16 protein-coding genes are annotated in these 18,667 nt (G+C 65.4%); 15 read left to right on the top strand and 1 reads right to left on the bottom strand.

Annotated elements, in window-relative coordinates; all coding sequences use genetic code 11:
• The first annotated feature begins 254 nt into the window (after nucleotides 1-254).
• A complete protein-coding gene (locus tag ACIGFL_RS18355; protein ID WP_021442733.1) occupies nucleotides 255-659 on the top strand; it encodes an acyl-CoA thioesterase in 405 nt (134 codons plus the stop codon).
• Between the two features lie 63 nt (nucleotides 660-722).
• Here ACIGFL_RS18355 and ACIGFL_RS18350 read toward each other — a convergent pair whose 3' ends face one another.
• Nucleotides 723-1,823, bottom strand: a complete 1,101-nt coding sequence (locus tag ACIGFL_RS18350; RefSeq protein WP_397498087.1) for a TRAP transporter substrate-binding protein — start codon at nucleotides 1,821-1,823, stop codon at nucleotides 723-725.
• A 245-nt stretch (nucleotides 1,824-2,068) separates the two neighbouring features.
• Here ACIGFL_RS18350 and ACIGFL_RS18345 point away from each other — a divergent pair, with 245 nt between their 5' ends.
• From ACIGFL_RS18345 to ACIGFL_RS18280, 14 genes are all read left to right on the top strand, one after another.
• Nucleotides 2,069-2,614, top strand: coding sequence for a TRAP transporter small permease subunit (locus ACIGFL_RS18345; protein WP_021442731.1), 546 nt, complete (start codon nucleotides 2,069-2,071; stop codon nucleotides 2,612-2,614).
• Complete coding sequence (locus tag ACIGFL_RS18340) at nucleotides 2,607-3,983, top strand: TRAP transporter large permease subunit (protein WP_021442730.1); 1,377 nt, start codon at nucleotides 2,607-2,609, stop codon at nucleotides 3,981-3,983. The genes ACIGFL_RS18345 and ACIGFL_RS18340 overlap by 8 nt, the downstream gene beginning before the upstream one ends.
• Nucleotides 3,984-4,089: 106 nt before the next feature.
• A complete protein-coding gene (locus ACIGFL_RS18335; RefSeq protein WP_397498086.1) occupies nucleotides 4,090-4,992 on the top strand; it encodes a D-hexose-6-phosphate mutarotase in 903 nt (300 codons plus the stop codon).
• Between the two features lie 444 nt (nucleotides 4,993-5,436).
• Complete coding sequence (gene tssA / locus ACIGFL_RS18330) at nucleotides 5,437-6,999, top strand: type VI secretion system protein TssA (RefSeq protein ID WP_397498085.1); 1,563 nt, start codon at nucleotides 5,437-5,439, stop codon at nucleotides 6,997-6,999.
• 54 nt (nucleotides 7,000-7,053) lie between these two features.
• Nucleotides 7,054-7,560, top strand: a complete 507-nt coding sequence (gene tssB, locus ACIGFL_RS18325; RefSeq protein WP_397498084.1) for a type VI secretion system contractile sheath small subunit — start codon at nucleotides 7,054-7,056, stop codon at nucleotides 7,558-7,560.
• Between the two features lie 25 nt (nucleotides 7,561-7,585).
• Nucleotides 7,586-9,064, top strand: a complete 1,479-nt coding sequence (tssC, locus tag ACIGFL_RS18320) for a type VI secretion system contractile sheath large subunit (RefSeq protein WP_397498083.1) — start codon at nucleotides 7,586-7,588, stop codon at nucleotides 9,062-9,064.
• A 6-nt stretch (nucleotides 9,065-9,070) separates the two neighbouring features.
• Complete coding sequence (gene tssE / locus ACIGFL_RS18315; protein ID WP_003242065.1) at nucleotides 9,071-9,496, top strand: type VI secretion system baseplate subunit TssE; 426 nt, start codon at nucleotides 9,071-9,073, stop codon at nucleotides 9,494-9,496.
• A complete protein-coding gene (locus ACIGFL_RS18310) occupies nucleotides 9,486-10,931 on the top strand; it encodes a PAAR domain-containing protein (protein WP_273264163.1) in 1,446 nt (481 codons plus the stop codon). Before tssE ends, ACIGFL_RS18310 begins: the two co-directional genes overlap by 11 nt.
• Nucleotides 10,924-11,310, top strand: coding sequence for a hypothetical protein (locus ACIGFL_RS18305; RefSeq protein ID WP_129483200.1), 387 nt, complete (start codon nucleotides 10,924-10,926; stop codon nucleotides 11,308-11,310). Before ACIGFL_RS18310 ends, ACIGFL_RS18305 begins: the two co-directional genes overlap by 8 nt.
• 30 nt (nucleotides 11,311-11,340) lie before the next feature.
• Nucleotides 11,341-13,131: a type VI secretion system baseplate subunit TssF gene (gene tssF / locus ACIGFL_RS18300; RefSeq protein WP_003242068.1), complete on the top strand. Its 1,791-nt coding sequence runs from the start codon at nucleotides 11,341-11,343 to the stop codon at nucleotides 13,129-13,131.
• Nucleotides 13,095-14,102, top strand: coding sequence for a type VI secretion system baseplate subunit TssG (tssG, locus tag ACIGFL_RS18295; protein WP_397498082.1), 1,008 nt, complete (start codon nucleotides 13,095-13,097; stop codon nucleotides 14,100-14,102). Before tssF ends, tssG begins: the two co-directional genes overlap by 37 nt.
• A gap of 11 nt (nucleotides 14,103-14,113) precedes the next feature.
• The gene (gene tssH, locus ACIGFL_RS18290; RefSeq protein WP_397498081.1) at nucleotides 14,114-16,714 is read left to right on the top strand and encodes a type VI secretion system ATPase TssH; all 2,601 of its coding nucleotides are present in this window, start codon (nucleotides 14,114-14,116) and stop codon (nucleotides 16,712-16,714) included.
• A gap of 10 nt (nucleotides 16,715-16,724) precedes the next feature.
• A complete protein-coding gene (locus ACIGFL_RS18285) occupies nucleotides 16,725-18,239 on the top strand; it encodes a sigma 54-interacting transcriptional regulator (RefSeq protein WP_397498080.1) in 1,515 nt (504 codons plus the stop codon).
• A gap of 11 nt (nucleotides 18,240-18,250) precedes the next feature.
• Nucleotides 18,251-18,640 carry a DUF805 domain-containing protein gene (locus tag ACIGFL_RS18280; RefSeq protein ID WP_397498079.1) on the top strand — a complete coding sequence of 130 codons (390 nt, stop codon included), beginning with the start codon at nucleotides 18,251-18,253 and terminating at the stop codon, nucleotides 18,638-18,640.
• The last annotated feature ends 27 nt before the right edge of the window (nucleotides 18,641-18,667 follow it).

The raw sequence follows: 18,667 nt of genomic DNA, 5'->3' as shown, positions 1-18,667 counted from the left end.
CGTGCCAGTTCCTGGTCCAGGGTAAAAATCTTGAAAATCAGCGGCTTGCGATATCCGGGAAATGACGGCGGCGGGCATCCTGCCCGATGCGCCCGGCGGCGGCCGTGCAATTTGCCCGACAGCCCAGGCGCCACGCCGTCTGCACGGCCGCCAGAGTGGTCGCCCACCGACCGCTCAGTCGGTATACTCGCAGCGCCCGCGTGCCATGCGGGTTCCGCGCCCAGAACAACAACCGCGCCGCGAGCCTCGAGCCGATGAACGACTACGAACAGGAAGACCCGATCCCCCAAGGCGACCTGGCCTTGCAGATCACCGCGCTGCCACGCGAGACCAATGGTTTCGGCGATATCTACGGCGGCTGGCTGGTGTCGCAGATGGACCTGGCCGGCACCGCCATGGCCAGCAAGGTCGCCGGCGGCCGCGTGGCCACCGTGGCCATCGACCGCATGGCCTTCCTGGTGCCGGTGGCGGTGGGCGCGCAGCTGTCGTTCTATACCCAGGCCCTGGAAGTGGGGCGCAGCTCGATCCAGATGATGGTCGAGGTGTGGAGCGACGACCCCTTGTCCAACGAATGGCGCAAGGTCACCGAGGCGGTGTTCGTCTTCGTCGCCATCGACGGCAGCGGCCGTACCCGCCCGGTACCGCCACGCCGCGGTTGAGCGCAACGGCCGAACCAATGAAAACGCCGGCTAGCAGCCGGCGTTTTGCTGTGCGCTGAACGCTTAGCCGCGGATGTTGTAGATGTCCTTCTCGTTGAGCTCCGCGTAGTCGTACAGGCGCTTGAGGTAGGCCTTCTGGTGTTCCCAGACCTTGGACGCGGCCGGGTCGGCGGCGGCGCTGGCGTCGACCACCTCGGCGGCGACCTCCTTCAGGCGGGCCAGCACCTCGTCCGGCAGGCGGCGTACGTCCACGCCGTCGGCCTTGAGCTGCTCCAGGGCTTCCATGTTCTTGGCGTTGTAGTCGTCGAGCATGTCGCCGTTCACGTCGCGGGCGGCGGCGCGCACGATGGCCTTGAGGTCGGCCGGCAGGGTGTCCCAGGCCTTGAGGTTGACGTCCAGCTCGAACAGTACGCTCGGCTCCTGCCAGCCCGGGGTGTAGTAGTACTTGGCCGCCTTGTGCAGGCCCAGGGCCAGGTCGTTGTACGGGCCGATCCACTCGGTGGCGTCGATGGCGCCGGTCTGCATGGCAGTGAAGATCTCGCCGGCCGGCATGTTGACCACGGTGCCGCCCATCTTGGTCAGCACTTCGCCGCCCAGGCCCGGGGTGCGCATCTTCAGGCCCTTGAAGTCTTCGACCGAGTTGATTTCCTTGTTGAACCAGCCGGCGGTCTGTACGCCGGTGTTGCCGCAGGCCATCGGCAGCACGCCGAACGGCTTGTACACCTCTTCCCACAGCTGCTGACCGCCGCCGCGGTGCAGCCAGGCGTTCATTTCCTGGGCGTTGGGGCCGAACGGCGAGGCGCAGAAGAACTGCGCGGCCGGCACCTTGCCTTTCCAGTAGTAGGGCGCACCGTGACCCATCTCGGCGGTGCCGCGGGAGACTGCATCGAACACTTCCAGGGCCGGCACCAGTTCGCCGGCGGCGTAGACCTTGACCTTCAGGCGGCCGTTGCTCATCTCCTCGACCAGCTTGGCGAAGCGCTCGGCCCCCACGCCGACGCCGGGGAAGTTCTTCGGCCAGGAGGTGACCATCTTCCAGTTGAAGGTCTGGGAACTCGAGCCCTCTTGGGGTGCAGCGGTGCTTTTCGCCTCTTCTTTGCAGCCCGCCAGTGCGGTGGCTGCGAGGCCGACGCCTGCTGCGGCGAGTATGTCGCGACGTTTCATGCAATGCTCCTTCTTGTTGTATTGGTCTGACCACGGGATCGCCGAAGGTAGACCGGGCGTGAATAACATAGGGGGTCGTGACCCTCAAGCCTAGCTGCTACGACTAAAGTTGTATGAGCATTGCTGCATTGCCAGCAGCCTGCCTAGAATCGCCGGCCCTCGACCCACAAGGTTGCGGGAGGCGTGGCGTACGGCCGACCGGGCCGGCGTCCTGTCCCCTACCCAATAACGATAAAGGACTCACTATGTCCGACAAGCCATCGCTTCCCCTCGCGCTTGCGTACCTGATCGATGCTCTCAACGCCTGGTTCGGCAAGGCCTGCGCCTGGCTGACCCTGTTCCTGGTGCTCGGCACCGCCGTGGTCGTGGTGCTGCGCTACGGCTTCGGCATCGGCGCCACCGCCCTGCAGGAAGCCGTGCTCTACGCCCATGCCCTGGTGTTCATGGGCGCCACCGCCTGGGTGCTGCAGCGCAACGGCCACGTACGCGTGGACATCTTCTTCCAGAACTTCAGCGGCCGCCGCCAGGCCCTGGTGGAAATCCTCGGCAACCTGCTGTTCCTGCTGCCGGTGTGCCTGTTCCTCGGCTGGGCCAGCTGGGACTACGTGAGCAATTCCTGGGCGACCCTGGAGGCGTCCAGCGAGTCCGGCGGCCTCAAGTTCGTCTACCTGCAGAAGAGCATCATCCTGGTGCTGGTGGTCAGCCTGGTGCTGCAAGGCATCGCCAACCTGATCAAGGCGCTCTACGTCATCAGCGGTCGCCTGCCGGCTCCGGAGGTGAAGCATGGCTGAGTTGATGGCGATTCTGCTGTTCGTCAGCATCTGCCTGGCCTTGATGGCCGGCTATCCGGTGGCCTTCACCCTGGGCGGCGTGTCCTTGCTGTTCGCCGGCATCGGCGTGCTCACCGGCACCTTCGACGCCGGCTACCTCAGCGCCCTGCCCAACCGCCTGTTCGGCATCATGAACAACCAGACCATGCTGGCGGTGCCGCTGTTCGTGTTCATGGGGGTGATGCTGGAACGCTCGCGGGTGGCCGAAGACCTGCTCGAGTCGATGTCGCGTCTGTTCGGCACCCTGCGCGGCGGCCTGGCGATCTCGGTCTGTGTGGTCGGCGCCCTGCTCGCCGCCAGCACCGGCATCGTCGGCGCCACCGTGGTGACCATGGGCCTGCTGGCGCTGCCGACCATGCTGCGCCGCGGCTACGACCCGGCCATCGCCACCGGCACCCTGGCCGCCACCGGCACCCTGGGGCAGATCATCCCGCCGTCGATCGTCCTGGTGCTGCTCGGCGACGTGATGTCCAGCGCCTATCAGCAGGCACAGCTGAAGATGGGCATCTTCTCGCCGAAGACGGTGTCGGTCGGCGACCTGTTCGTCGGCGCGCTGATTCCCGGGCTGCTGCTGGTTGGCCTGTACATCCTCTACATCATCGCCGTCGCCATTATTCAGCCGAAGAAGCTGCCGGCGCTGCCGCAGGAGGAGCTGGGCCCGATCGAGTGGGGCAAGCTGATCAAGGCGCTGGTACCGCCGCTGATCCTGATCGGCGCGGTGCTCGGCTCGATCCTCGCCGGCTACGCCACGCCCACCGAGGCAGCCGCCCTCGGCGCCGTCGGCGCCATGCTGCTGGCGCTGAGCAAGAACAAGCTGAACTTCGGCCAGTTGCGCGAGGTGGCCTATGGCACCACCGAGATCAGCGCCATGGTCTTCATGATCCTGATCGGCGCCTCGCTGTTCTCCCTGGTGTTCCGCGGCTTCGGCGGCGAGGCGCTGATCGAGGACGTGTTCGCCCAGCTGCCCGGCGGCGTACTCGGCGCCTTCTTCCTGGTGATGCTGGTGATCTTCCTGCTCGGCTTCATCCTCGACTTCATCGAGATCACCTTCGTGGTGGTGCCGATCGTCGGGCCGGTGCTGCTGGCCATGGGCCTCGACCCGATCTGGCTGGGCGTGATGATCGCGCTGAACCTGCAGACCTCCTTCCTCACCCCGCCGTTCGGTTTCGCCCTGTTCTACCTGCGCGGGGTGACGCCGAAATCGGTGGCCACCAGCACCATCTACAAGGGGGTGGTGCCGTTCATCCTGATCCAGATTCTGCTTCTGGTGATCGCCTACATCTTCCCGGGGCTGATCACCTGGCTGCCGGAACAGGTCTACGGCAAGTAAGGCCGATCCGCGGCAAGCAAAACGCCCGTCCTCGCGACGGGCGTTTTGCTTTGTGCGCCATCCGGGGTTCCAATAGAGGCAAGCCCTCTGTCGCGAGAATGTCGTCATGAACACTGCCCAAGTCGAACGCGTGGAACTGGACCAACTGACCTGCTGGCGCGTGCGCACGGCGCACGCCGAGTTGCTGGTGGCCCAGCAGGGCGCGCAGATCCTCAGTTACCAGCCCGACGGCCAGCCGCCGCTGATCTGGCTCAGCGAGCAGGCCGCCTATGAGCGCGGCCAGAGCGTGCGCGGCGGGGTGCCGGTGTGCTGGCCCTGGTTCGGCGACCTGCGCTGCAACCCGCCCGCCGTGCAGGCCGCCTATCAGCCTGGACTGGCGCCCAGTCACGGCCTGGTGCGTGGCCTCGACTGGCAGCTGCTGGGGATCGACGAGGACGGCGATGCGGTGACCCTGCGCTTCGTCTTCGACAGCCGCCAGCACCTGCTGCCCGGCTGGCCGCATGCCGCCCGCCTGCAGCTGGACATCCGCCTCGGCGAGGACCTCGCGCTGAATCTTGAGACGCATAACCAGGGCGACGAGCCGTTGGTCATCAGCCAGGCGCTGCACAGCTACTTCGCCGTCAGTGACGTGCGCCAGGTCGGCGTCGAAGGGCTGGACGGCTGCCGCTACCTCGACACCCTCGACGACTGGCGCGAGCACCGCCAGGACGGCGCCCTGCAGTTCGTCGGCGAGACCGACCGCATCTACCTCGGCACCCCGGCGCGGCTGAGCATCGTCGATCCGGGCTGGGGCCGGCGCATCCACCTGGACAGCAGCGGCTCGCGCTCGGCGGTGCTGTGGAACCCCTGGATCGACAAGGCCAAGCGCCTGTCGCAGTTCGCCGCCGAGGCCTGGCAGGGCATGCTGTGCATCGAGACGGCCAACGTCATGGAGGACGTGGTGCGCCTGGCCGCCGACGAACGGCACGCCCTGCGGCTGCGCCTGTCCAGCGAGGTCCTGGCCGGCTGAGCCATTGTCAGGTCGGGCGAGTGGTTGGGCCCGACCTGGCACAACGGCATCTGGCGAACAGTGGCCAACGTCACAAAAAGCAGTATTAAAGTGCCATTAACTGTGATGCGCCACTAATTTGCCAGTAAGACATTTCTTACAAGTCTGAAACAACTTCTCCTACAGTCGAAACACCGATAACAACTTGCTCCGAAGGCGCGACAAATTAGCCGAGCTGACGTTCCAGTAATAATTTGTAAGATGTCGCCGAATGTTAGGTATTTCACACTTCGGGCGGTTGCCCACCTGCTGGCATAGGGCTAGGATGCCCGTCCCATAAGGATCTTGCGCAAGTTGTTGCACAAACAACTGCGCAAAAAGTTGCGCACTGCGGTGTTTTGGCAAAGGCCGGATGGCCATTTGCACGGCCGTGGAAGTTGCCCACTTAATTATTTGAGTCATGGAATGACCTACTCCAGCAAGCTCACTGCGCATTATCTCAATCTGGCCAAAACCCCTATTAATGAAGGGAACTTCGCCGGCGAAGATGTGCGTTATTCCAGCGAATACGAAATGCTGGAAACCGAGCTGGGCAAGGCCTCCTCGCTGCATGAAACCGGCGCCATCGACTGGCAGAAGGTGCGCGAGGGCAGCGAGAACCTGCTGACCACCCAATCCAAGGATCTGCGCGCCGCCACCTGGCTGACCTGGGGCCTGTTCCAGCGCGAATCCTTCGCCGGCCTGCAGGCCGGTCTGAACCTGCTGCACTACCTCTGCGAACACCACTGGCACGAGCTGCACCCGCGCAAGGCGCGGACCCGCACCGCCGCCATCAACTGGCTGCTGCCGCGCCTGGAACAGGCGCTGGCCGAACACGTGCCGATCAGCGAGCAGCTGCCACTGTTTCGCCGTCTGGCCGAACACCTGCATGGTCTGGAAGCCGCCCTGTCGAGCCACCTCGGCGAGGACTCGCCGCTGCTGCTGCCGCTGTGCCGCCGCCTGGACGAGCAGATCAACCGCGCCAGCCAGGGCCAGGCCGAGCCGGGCGCAGTCGGCGCCGCCATCGCCCAGGTCAAGCAGGTCGCCACCCAGATCATCACCGGCAGCGGCCCCATCGAAAGCGAGAAGGATGCCCACAAGGCCCTGCGCAGCCAGCAGGACGCCGCCCGCCCGTTGTGCGCCTGGTGGCTGAAGAACAAGGCCACCGACCTCAAGCCGCTGCGCCTGGCACGCACTCTGCTGTGGCTGCCCATCGAGTCGCTGCCCGAGCGCAACGCCGAACAGATCACCGCCCTGCGCGGCCTGCCGGCCGACAAGCTGGCCTCGTACAAGGAACGCTTCGCCCAGGGCGCCTACGCCGACCTGCTCGCCGATCTGGAAGCCAGCATCGCCCGCGCGCCGTTCTGGCTCGACGGCCAGCGCCTGGTCTGGGAATGCCTGCAGGAGCTCAAGGCCGAGCAGGCCATGCGCGAAGTGGAAATCCAGCTCGCCCTGTTCCTGCAGCGCGTGCCCGGCCTCGACGAGCTGCGCTTCCACGACGGCGTGCCCTTCGCCGATGCCGAGACCCGTGCCTGGATCGGCGCTCATGTGCTGCCGCACCTGCAGGCCCCGGAAGTGGAAAAGAAGCCTGCCGCCAGCGAGCAGGGCGTCACGCCGCCCTGGGAAGAGGCGCTGCAGCAGGTGCTGCCCGGCCTGCGCAAGGACGGCCTGAAGGCCGCCGTGCAGCAGCTCAAGCAGGGCATGTCGCGCGCCCGTGGCGGCCGCGAACACTTCTTCTGGCAACTGACCCTGGCCCGCCTGTGCTTCGCCGCGAAGAAGTACGACCTGGCCAAGACCCAACTCGAATCGCTCGACCAGACGCTGCAGGCCTCGGGCCTCGGCGAGTGGGAACCCGATCTCGCCCTGGATGTGCTGCGCCTGCTGCACCACTGCTGCGAGCTGCTGCCGCAGAACCATGCGGTGCGCGACAGCAAGGACGAGATCTATCGCAGGTTGTGCCACCTCGACCTCGAGGTGGTGCTGGAGTAAGGCGCCAACACGCCAATCAAGGCCTCCGGGCCATCAACGCAAAGGAGAACAGCCATGGCCAAAGAAGGCTCGGTAGCCCCCAAGGAACGCATCAACGTCACCTTCAAACCCGCCACCGGTGGCGCCCAGGAAGAAATCGAACTGCCCCTGAAGCTCATGGTGCTCGGCGATTTCACCCAGCGTGCCGACGATCGCAAGATCGAAGACCGCAAGCCCATCAGCATCGACAAGAACAGCTTCGACGAAGTGCTGGCCAAGCAGGAACTGAACCTGACCTTCGCCGTGCCGAACCGTCTGCAGGACGAGCAGACCGATGACGAGCTGGCCGTGCAGCTGCGCATCAACTCCATGAAGGACTTCAACCCCGCCAACCTGGTCGAGCAGGTACCGGAGCTGAAGAAGCTGATGGAACTGCGCGACGCCCTGGTCGCCCTCAAAGGCCCGCTGGGCAACGCCCCGGCCTTCCGCAAGGCGATCGAGAGCGTGCTCTCCGACGACGACTCGCGCGATCGCGTGCTCGGCGAACTGGGCCTGGCCGCCCAAGACAAGCTGGATTCCTGATTCTCACTGACAAGGACGCATATTCATGAGCACGACTAGCGCAGCCGTAGAAAGCAGCCACAGCGCCGCCGACCTCGGCATCCTCGACCGCATCATCGCGGAAACCAAGCTGACTCCGGACGACGAGGCCTACGACATCGCCAAGCGCGGCGTCTCGGCCTTCATCGAAGAGCTGCTCAAGCCGCAGAACGAAAACGAGCCGGTGAAGAAGGCCATGGTCGACCGCATGATCGCGGAGATCGACGCCAAGCTCAGCCGGCAGATGGACGAGATCCTCCACCACCCGGACTTCCAGGCCCTGGAATCCTCCTGGCGCGGCCTCAAGCTGCTGGTGGACCGCACCAACTTCCGCGAGAACATCAAGCTGGAGATCCTCAACGCCTCCAAGCAGGACCTGCTCGATGACTTCGAAGACAGCCCGGAAATCGTTCAGTCCGGCCTGTACAAGCACATCTACACCGCCGAGTACGGCCAGTTCGGTGGCCAGCCGGTCGGCGCCCTGATCGCCAACTACTACTTCGACCCGAGCGCTCCGGACGTCAAGACCCTGCAGTACGTCGCCTCGGTGGCCTGCATGTCCCACGCCCCGTTCATCGCCTCGGCCGGCCCGAAATTCTTCGGCCTGGAAACCTTCACCGGCCTGCCGGACCTGAAGGACCTGAAAGACCACTTCGAAGGCCCGCAATTCACCAAGTGGCAGAGCTTCCGCGAGCAGGAAGACGCCCGCTACGTCGGCCTGACCGTACCGCGCTTCCTGCTGCGCAACCCGTACGATCCGGAAGACAACCCGGTGAAGACCTTCGTCTACAAGGAAAACGTGGCCAACAGCCACGAGCACTACCTGTGGGGCAACACCGCCTACGCCTTCGCCAGCCGTCTGACCGACAGCTTCGCCAAGTTCCGCTGGTGCCCGAACATCATCGGCCCGCAGAGCGGTGGCGCGGTGGAAGACCTGCCGCTGCACCACTTCGAGAGCATGGGCGAGATCGAGACCAAGATCCCCACCGAGGTGCTGGTTTCCGACCGTCGCGAGTACGAACTGGCCGAGGAAGGCTTTATCGCCCTGACCATGCGCAAGGGCAGCGACAACGCCGCGTTCTTCTCCGCCAACTCGGCGCAGAAGCCGAAGTTCTTCGGCATCAGCGAAGAAGGCAAGACCGCCGAGCTGAACTACAAGCTGGGCACCCAGCTGCCGTACATGTTCATCGTCAACCGTCTGGCCCACTACCTGAAAGTGCTGCAGCGTGAGCAGATCGGCGCCTGGAAGGAGCGTACCGACCTCGAGCTGGAACTGAACAAGTGGATCCGCCAGTACGTGGCCGACCAGGAGAACCCCAGCTCCGAAGTGCGTAGCCGTCGTCCGCTGCGCGCCGCCCAGGTCATCGTCAGCGATGTCGAAGGCGAGCCGGGCTGGTACCGCGTCAGCCTGAACGTGCGTCCGCACTTCAAGTACATGGGTGCCGACTTCACCCTGTCGCTGGTCGGCAAGCTGGACAAGGAGTAAGCAGCCATGGCCTACGGCAGCCTGTTCGAGCGCCTCGGTGGCGAGGCCGGCCAACGTGCCGGCTGGAGCCGCGAGGTCGCCGCCATGGCCTCGGTGGCTGCCCATCTGGCCAAGATGCTCAGCACCCGTGCGGGCAGCGTGCAGACGCTGCCCGACTACGGGTTGCCCGATTTGAACGATATGCGCCTGTCGCTGCACGACTCGCTGCAGCAGGCGCGTATCGCCATCGAACGCTTTATCGAAGCGTACGAACCCCGTCTGACCCAGGTGCGCGTGATTTCACTGCCGCGCACCCATGATCCGCTGCGCCAGGCCTTCGCCATCGACGCGATGCTGGAGATGGATGGCGTCAGGCGTCAGGTCAGTTTCTCCGCGAGCCTGGACGGTAGCGGTCAGGTCAAGGTCAACCCAGGAGCCTCACATGTCCGGTAAACCCGCAGCCCGCCTCGGCGATCCCACCGCCTGCCCGATTCCCGGCCACGGCACCAACCCGATCGCCGCCGGCTCGCCCGACGTGCTGTTCGACAGTCTGCCCGCCGCGCGCATGGGCGACGCCTCCGCCTGCGGCGGCGCCATGGCCGGCGCGGTGATTCCCACCGTGCTGATCAATGGCAAGCCGGCGGCGGTGGTGGGCTCGGTGGGTAGTCATGGCAATACCGTGGTGGCTGGCTCCGGCACCGTGTTGATTGGCGCGAGTGGCGGTGGGGCGGCGTTCAGCCCGGTTGCGCCGCTGTCGCTGGTGGCTGCTGCAGCTAGCGTCATCAATGTTCTGGTGCCTCCGGCTCAAGCGGCCGAAGAGCGCGCGCTGGATTACACCATTGCTTTGCAGCGTGGAGGCAATCGTGTGCTCACGCCTCTGCGGATTCCCGATTACGAGGAAATTGGACAAGGCACAACGAACAATCGAGAGACCATCGATTTCCAGATCCGTAACCGCAAACATCCGGCCGATAGCCTGACCCTGGAGGTATACGATGGCGAGACGCTGCTCCATAGCGAAGCGGATACAGCGGCGCTGCTTCCGACAGGTGAGCACCAGTGGCAGTGGGACGGCTACGACCGATCTGGCGTTCTCGATACTCGTGTTTTGAAAAGCCCCAACCTGCTTGTGCGTCTGACCGTGAAGAAAGGTGCTGAAGAGCAGGTATCGGAGCTGCGGCTGGACAATAGCGCTGCAGCCGCACCGTGGGTCGATGCCCGCGTTGATCGCAACGCTGGCTCCGTCGAGATCACCCTGCGCCCCAGCTTCTCTGATGGTGGTGTATCCGGCAGGAACAACCAATTGACGGCCCGCACATTCGATGAACTGAAGGTATTGGCCAAGGCGGGGGTCGAATACTACTGGTCGCGTGAGGGCAGTCGTGCAGGCGGCATCGACAAGCCGATTCAGACAGCCAAAGGCGCGTTTCAGGTGAAGGTCATCGCTGATGTGAATGCCAAGCCCAGCGCCAAGAATTTCCCGCTCATTGCTTCAATCGGTGATGACTTCGGTCGTTCCACTAGCTTCGCGATGTTCAAAAAGATTTACCACAACTTGGGCATGTGGGCGGCTGCCAACTATCCCGCCAATTTTGCCGATGAGGATTTCGCGCACACCGCTGCGCATGAGGTGGGTCACCTCATCCTCAACGAGTACGGCGATGGTGGCTTGATACCTGCGTACTCGTGGAGCCACAAGTCGACCTCCACGATCCTCACTCAGGCGCCTGTGGACAATCACCCCATTCCAGCGGCAGGGGAGATAGACCTTATGCATTACCACTCCCACAGCCCACGCAACTACCAGGACTATTGGCAGCGTTCCATCGCCTCGGAGAACGACGTCAAGGGCCTGTTGTGGCTTACCCGGGTGAAATTCGATGACTAAGCACGTGCTGTGTCTACTTTCGATTCTGCTTGCTGGCTGCAGCAGCCAGCAGAAAAGCGTCTTTATCGCCAACTTCGAAAATGTGTGTGGCTACACGGTCGAAGTTTCCACCCATGACTACTCCAACGGAAAAGGCTCATTCCCTGCTGGACAGCGGCTGGCCGCTGACGACTCCATCGAGGTGCTGTCCTACATCGTGTTCAACGAAACACTGGAAGACAGCGTACCAGGCACTTATCGCCTGGATATCGCGGCACATGGCAAGTCGGTATCGCTCGACAAGCAGCGCCTGCTTGCTCATCTGAAGCGCTCGCCAATCGAACAAAAAGGCAATGCCATAACGATATGGACGATCAACGACACCTCTCTGTGTCCATAACGTCAACACGCCCAGGGATGAGCAAACAGCATGTCTTTTAACCACTACTACCAAAGCGAACTCACCGCCCTGCGCCAACTGGGCAAGCGCTTTGCCGAGCGCAGCCCGGCATTGGCGCCGTTCCTTGGCCAGGCCGGGCGTGATCCGGATGTCGAGCGCCTGCTCGAAGGCTTCGCCTTCCTCACCGGGCGCCTGCGGCAGAAGCTCGACGACGAGCTGCCGGAGCTGACCCACTCGCTGATGCACCTGCTGTGGCCGAACTACATGCGTCCGCTGCCGGCCTTCAGCATGCTGCAGTTCGACCCGCTGACCCGCCCCGGCCCGGCGTTGCCGGTCAAGCGCGGCACGCCGGTGGAAGCCAAGGCCATCGAAGGCGTCACCTGCCGCTTTCGCACCTGCTACCCCACCGAGGTGCTGCCGCTGGCGCTGAACGGCCTGGACTACTCGGTCAAGGGCGACGGCGCGCTGCTCAGCCTGCGTCTGGGCATGAGCGCCGACGGCCATCTCGGCGAGATCGGCCTGAACAAGCTGCGTCTGCACCTGGCCGGCGAGCGCTATATCGGCCAGATGCTCTACCTGGCGCTGCTGCGCAACCTCGGCGGCATCCAGCTGGTGCTGCTCGATGCGGCCGGCAAGCCCATGCAGGATGCCTTCGGCCAGACTCTCGGCACCCTGCAGCTCAAGCCCGAGCAGGTGCAGCCGGTGGGCTTCGCCGAAGACGAGGCGCTGATCCCCTATCCGCTCAACACCTTCCGCGGCTACCGCTACCTGCAGGAATACTTCGCCTTCCAGGACAAGTTCCTCTTCGTCGACCTGCTCGGCCTGGATGCCATCCATGGCCTGCCCGAGGATCTGCTCAAGCAGGCGCGCGGTCTGGAGCTGCGCTTCGATATCCACAAGGCCGGGGTGCAGCGCATCCGCCCGACCCTGGAAAACGTGCGCCTGTACTGCACGCCGGTGGTCAACCTGTTCCAGCACGACGCCATCCCGATCCGCCTCGACGGCAAGCAGGACCAGTACCTGCTGCTGCCGGCCGAATTCGACGCGCAGCATTGCGGCGTGTTCTCGGTGGACCGCGTCACCGGCTGGAAGCCGGGCGGCATGGGCTACGAGGAGTACGTGCCGTTCGAGTCGTTCGAGCACGACCCCAGCTTCGACGTGCCGGTGGCGCGTCCGCACTACAGCGTGCGCCAGCAGCCGTCGATGCTCGGCGACGGCCTGGAGACCTGGCTCAGCTTCGGCCTGCGCAACCTCGACCAGCACGAGACGCTGTCCATCGAGCTGACCTGCACCAACCAGAACCTGCCGCGTCAGCTGAGCCTGGGCGATATCTGCCTGCCCAGCGAGGACACCCCGGATTTTCTCAGCTTCCGCAACATCAGCGCGGTCACCCCCTGCTACGCGCCGCCGCTGCACCGCGACTTCCTGTGGAAGCTGATTTCCAACATGTCGCTGAACTACCTGTCGCTGGCCAACGTCGAGGCGCTCAAGGTGATCCTCGAGACCTACGACCTGCCGCGCTACTACGACCAGCACGCCGAGCGCGTCAGCAAGCGTCTGCTCGGCGGCCTCAAGAGCATCGGCCACCGCCATGTCGACCGCCTGCATCGCGGCCTGCCGGTGCGCGGCGTGCGCACCGAACTGACCATGAACCCGGACGGCTACCTGGGCGAGGGCGACCTGTTCCTCTTCGCTTCGGTACTCAATGAGTTTTTCGCCCTCTACGCCAGCCTCAACAGCTACCACGAGCTGCACGTTCAGAGCACACAGGGAGAGTTGTACAAATGGACGCCACGTATGGGGCAACAGCCCCTGCTCTAACTCGATTGAGCAAAGGCATCCGCGAGTACAGCCTGTTCCAGGCCGTACAGCTGGTGCTGGAGCGCCTCAAGGTCGCTCATCCGCAACTGGATGACGAGCGCCTCTACGAGTACCTGGAATTCCAGGCCAACCCGAGCCTGGGCTTCCCCGGCAGCGATATCGATCGCGTGCAGTTCTTCGAGGAGCACGGCGAGCTGCGCGCGCGCATGCGCGTCAACCTGGTCGGCCTGTTCGGCGGCGGCTCGCCGTTGCCGGCCTTCTACAGCGAGCAGGCCCTGGGCGACAGCGAGGACGGCAACCCGACCCGCGATTTCCTCGACCTGTTCAACAACCGTCTGCAGCGCCTGCTGCTGCCGATCTGGCAGAAGTACCGCTACCGCGCCAGCTTCCAGAGCGGGGCGATGGACGCCTTCTCCGCGCAGCTGTTCGCCCTGATCGGCCTGGGCAGCGAGCAGATCCGCCAGGCCCAGGAGCTGAACTGGAAGCGCCTGCTGCCCTACCTCGGCCTGCTCAGCCTGCGCGCCCACTCGGCGGCGCTGATCGAGTCGGTGCTGCGTTACTACTTCAAACATGCCGAGCTGTTCATCGAACAGTGCCTGGAACGCCAGGTGGTGGTGCTGGAAGAACAGCGCAACCGCCTCGGCCGCGCCAACAGCCTGCTCGGCGAAGACACCGTGCTTGGCGAACGCGTCCGCGACCGCGGCGGCAAGTTCCGCATCCACGTGCGCCAGCTGGGCTGGACGCGCTTTCACGAGTTCCTGCCGATCGGCACGGGTTACCAGCCGCTCTGCGCGCTAGTGCGCTTCACCCTGCGCGATCCGCTGGACTACGACATCCGCCTGGAGCTGCGTCAGGACGAAATCCGCGACCTGCGCATCGGTGAAGGCAACCCCTGCCTGCTGGGCTGGACCACCTGGCTCGGCCGTGAGAACGCCGACGGTCTGGTCACCCTGGGTAGCAAGATTCATTAAGGACAGATGAAATGATCAACGTCGACCTGCAACAACTGGTTCAAGCCCTGGACGCCGCGAGCAAGCGCGACCTGGAGATGGCCGCCGAACGCTGCGTGGTACGCGGCGGCAACAAGATCCTCGTCGAGGATCTGCTGCTGGGCCTCCTCGAGCGCCCGGAAAGCCTGCTGGCGCGTGCCCTGCAGGATGCCGAGATCGATGCCGGCGAGCTGGCCCAGGCGCTGCAGCCGCGCGGCGAGCACAGCGAGTCGCGCAACCCGGTATTTTCTGCCGAGCTGGTGCAGTGGCTGCAGGACGCCCTGCTGGTGGCCAACCTGGAGCTGGGCGCCAGCCAGATCGACCAGGCCGCGCTGATCCTCGCCCTGCTGCGCAACCCCATGCGCTACGCCGGCAGCCGTTATCAGACGCTGCTGAGCAAGCTCAATGCCGAGCGTCTGCGCGACTTCGCCCTCAGCCAGCAGCCGCAGGCCGCGGGCGGCAAAGCGGCGGCGCCGGGCGAGTCGAACCTGGCGCGCTTTACCCACAACTTCACCCAGCAGGCCCGCGACGGCAAGCTCGACCCGGTGCTGTGCCGCGACGGCGCGATCCGCCAGATGGTCGATATCCTCGCCCGCCGGCGCAAGAACAACCCCATCGTGGTCGGCGAGGCCGGCGTGGGCAAGACCGCCATCGTCGAGGGCCTGGCCCTGCGCATCGCCACCGGCGAGGTGCCGCAGGTGCTCAAGGGCGTCGAGCTGCTGTGCCTGGACCTCGGCCTGCTGCAGGCCGGCGCCAGCGTCAAGGGCGAGTTCGAGCGCCGCCTGCAGGGCGTGATCGACGAGGTCAAGGCCTCGCCCAAGCCGATCATCCTGTTTATCGACGAGGCCCATACCCTGATCGGCGCCGGTGGCCAGGCCGGCAGCGGCGATGCCGCCAACCTGCTCAAGCCGGCGCTGGCCCGTGGCGAGCTGCGTACCATCGCCGCCACCACCTGGAGCGAATACAAGAAATACTTCGAGAAGGACCCGGCCCTGGCCCGCCGCTTCCAGCCGGTGCAGCTGCATGAGCCGACCGTCGACGAGGCGGTGACCATCCTGCGCGGCCTGGCGCCGGTGTACGAGAAGAGCCACGGCATCTACCTGCGCGACGACGCCGTGGTCGCCGCCGCCGAGCTGTCGGCGCGCTACCTGGCTGGTCGCCAGTTGCCGGACAAGGCGGTGGACGTGCTCGACACTGCCTGCGCCCGCGTGCGCATCAGCCTGGCCGCCGCGCCCGAGGCGCTGGAGCGCCTGCGCGGCGAGATCGCCGAGGGCGAGCGCCAGGGGGAGGCCATGCGCCGTGACCTGGACGCCGGTCTGGCTATCGACGGCGAAGCGCTAGATACCCTGGAAAACCGTCTGGTCGCCGCCCGCGCCGAGCTGGAGCAGGTGGAAACCCGCTGGGCCGTGCAGCGTGACCTGGCCGAACGCCTGCTGGAGCAGCGCAAGCAATGCGCCGCCGCGCGTCTGGGTAACGACGAGGACGCCAGCGACGAACCACGCCCGAGCCTGGAAGAGCTGGAAGCCGAACTGCGCGCCATCCAGGCCGAGCTGGCTGCCGCCCAGGCCAGCGAGCGCCTGGTCAGTTTCGAGGTCTGCCCGCGCCTGGTGGCCGAGGTGATCAGCCACTGGACTGGTGTGCCGCTGAGTCAGCTGGCGCGCGAGCACAACACCAAGGTGATTACCTTCGCCGATGACCTGCGCCAGCGCGTGCGCGGTCAGGAGCAGGCGATCCAGGCGCTGGACAAGGCCATGCGCGCCACCGCCGCCGGCCTCAACCGGGCCGATGCCCCGGTGGGCGTGTTCCTCCTGGTCGGCCCCAGCGGCGTCGGCAAGACCGAAACCGCCCTGGCCCTGGCCGACCTGCTGTATGGCGGTGAACGCTTCCTCACCGTGATCAACATGTCCGAGTTCCAGGAAAAACACACCGTCTCGCGTCTGATCGGCGCGCCGCCCGGCTACGTCGGTTACGGTGAAGGCGGCATGCTCACCGAAGCGGTGCGGCAGAAGCCCTACTCGGTGATCCTCCTCGACGAGGTGGAGAAGGCCGACCCGGACGTGATGAACGTCTTCTACCAGATCTTCGACAAGGGCGTGGCCAACGACGGCGAAGGGCGCGAGATCAACTTCCGCAACGGCCTGATCCTGATGACCAGCAACCTCGCCAGCGAGCGCATCGCCAGCCTCTGCGCCGGCGGTGAGCGCCCGGGGGCCGAGGATCTGGAACTGGCCATCCGCCCGCAACTGACCCAGCACTTCAAGCCGGCCCTGCTCGGGCGTATGCGCGTGGTGCCCTACTACCCCATGGACGGCGACCTGCTGCGTCAGCTGGTCGGTCTCAAGCTGGCCCGTTTCGGCGAGCGCCTGGCCCGTCGCCAGCTCGCCTTCAGCCACTGCGACGGCCTGGTCGAGCACCTGGCCGAGCGCTGCACCCACGGCGACAGCGGCGCTCGCCTGATCGACCACCTGATCGACCAACACCTGCAGCCGCTGGTGGTCGACCGCCTGCTCGATGCCATGGCCGCCGGCGAAAGCCTGCAGCGCGTGCACGCCACCCTGGACGCCGATTCGGCGGTGACCTGCGAGTTCGCCTGAGGTGCTGCCGATGTTCGCCGAAGTCCCGCAACCGCTGCGTTACGCCGAAGCCCTGCTCGGCCGCTACGCCACGCTGGCTGGCGCCGCCAGCGGCGAGCGCCTGCTCGCCGAGCTGGTGCGCGCTGCCGCCGAGCTGGCCGACTGCGCGCTGGGCCAGCTGTATCTGCTGGATCACACCAATACCCGCCTGATGATGAGCGCGGAGTGGCTCGACGGCCTGCTGCAACCGCGCGAGGCGGCCAGCCTGCCCAGCGACTACGACGGCGAACAGCTGCTGCAGTACTGCCTGTGCCAGAACCAGGTGCTGTGCATCGATGAGCTGGACAGCGCCCTGCACAGCATCGCCTGCCTGCCGGAGGGCAAGGGCGCCTGGCGCAGCCTGTTGTGCCTGCCGCTGCACGACGGCGCCGGCCATACCCGCGGCCTGCTGCTGGTGGCCAGCCATGAGCGGCGCAGCCTGCAGGGTTTCACCGCCTCCTTCGCCCAACTCGGCAGTTTCGCCCTGGCCCAGCTGCAACTGCTGCAGCGCCTGCGTGCTCCAGAGACCCCTGAACCGGCCTCGCCCGCTCCGGGTACACCCTGTGCCAGCGGCTACGGCCTGCTCGGCCAGAGCCAGGCCATGCGCCGCGTCTACCAGCTGATCGGCAAGGTGCTGCACAGCCCGGTCAGTGTGTTGCTCACCGGCGAGACCGGCACCGGCAAGGAGCTGGTCGCCCGCGCCATCCACGATTGCGGCGCGCGGCGCAGCAAGGCGTTCATCGTGCAGAACTGTGCGGCGCTGCCGGAGAACCTGCTGGAGAGCGAGCTGTTCGGCTACCGCCGCGGCGCCTTCACCGGTGCCGACCGTGACAAGCCGGGCCTGTTCGATGCCGCCGATGGCGGCACCCTGTTCCTCGACGAGATCGGCGACATGCCGCTGACCCTGCAAGCCAAGCTGCTGCGCGTGCTGCAGGAAGGCGAAGTGCGCCCCCTGGGCTGCAGCGAGACGCACAAGGTCGACGTGCGCATCGTCGCCGCCACCCACCAGGAACTGCGCAAGCGTGTCGAGGAAGGCCGCTTCCGCGAAGACCTGTTCTATCGCCTGTCGCATTTCCCCATCGAGCTGCCGCCGCTGCGCGAGCGCGACGAAGACATCCTGCTGCTCGCCCGCCACTTCGCCAGCACCGCCAGTGGCCTGCTGCAGCGCGACGCCTGCCGCTGGAGCGATGCCGCCCTGGAGCACCTGGCCGGCTACGCCTTCCCCGGCAACGTGCGCGAGCTCAAGGGCCTGGTCGAGCGCGCGGTGCTGCTGTGCGAGGGCGGCGAGCTGCTGCCCGAGCACTTCAACCTGGAACACACGCAGAACCCCGATAGCGCGCCGCTAAGCCTGCGCGAGCGCATGGACCGGCTCGAACGCAACCTGCTGCTCGACTGCCTGCGCAAGAACCGCGGCAACCAGACCAATGCCGCCAACGAGCTGGGCCTGCCCCGGCGCACCCTGCTGTACCGCATGCAACGGCTGAAGATCAGCCCGAGCGAAGTGTGATGGGAGAAGCCATGAAGAATTTACTGGGCCGTGTAGCGTCATTCGTGCTGGAGCCAATGATCTCCAGCGGACGAATTGGGCGAATTAAATATCTGCTGCTCCATGTGTGGAGCGCCTGGCCACTTTTCCTAGCTATGGCCTTCAGCGACAAGAACTCTCCGTTGTGGGTGCAGTACGTGCTCTCGGCTCTTGTCGTTTTCGGTCTCATCTATTGGTGGGTGGCCATGCTGACTGCAGGTATTCGTCGCCTGCATGACCTGGGCCGGAGCGGCTACTGGGTGCTGCTGATCAATCTGATCTGGCCGCTGCTGCTGATCTGGCCCGGACAACGCCAGGCCAATCGCTACGGTCCTCCCGTGTTGAAACGTTCCGCTGCCACGCATATGGCCGGAGCGGCCTGACATGTTCACCTTCACCTCTCTCCAAGG

Origin of the sequence: Pseudomonas sp. NPDC077649, assembly GCF_044542855.1 — a bacterium.
In the GTDB taxonomy this organism is placed as follows: domain Bacteria; phylum Pseudomonadota; class Gammaproteobacteria; order Pseudomonadales; family Pseudomonadaceae; genus Aquipseudomonas.
Note: the sequence above shows the minus strand (reverse complement) of the source record. Positions and strands in the feature narration are given on the sequence as shown.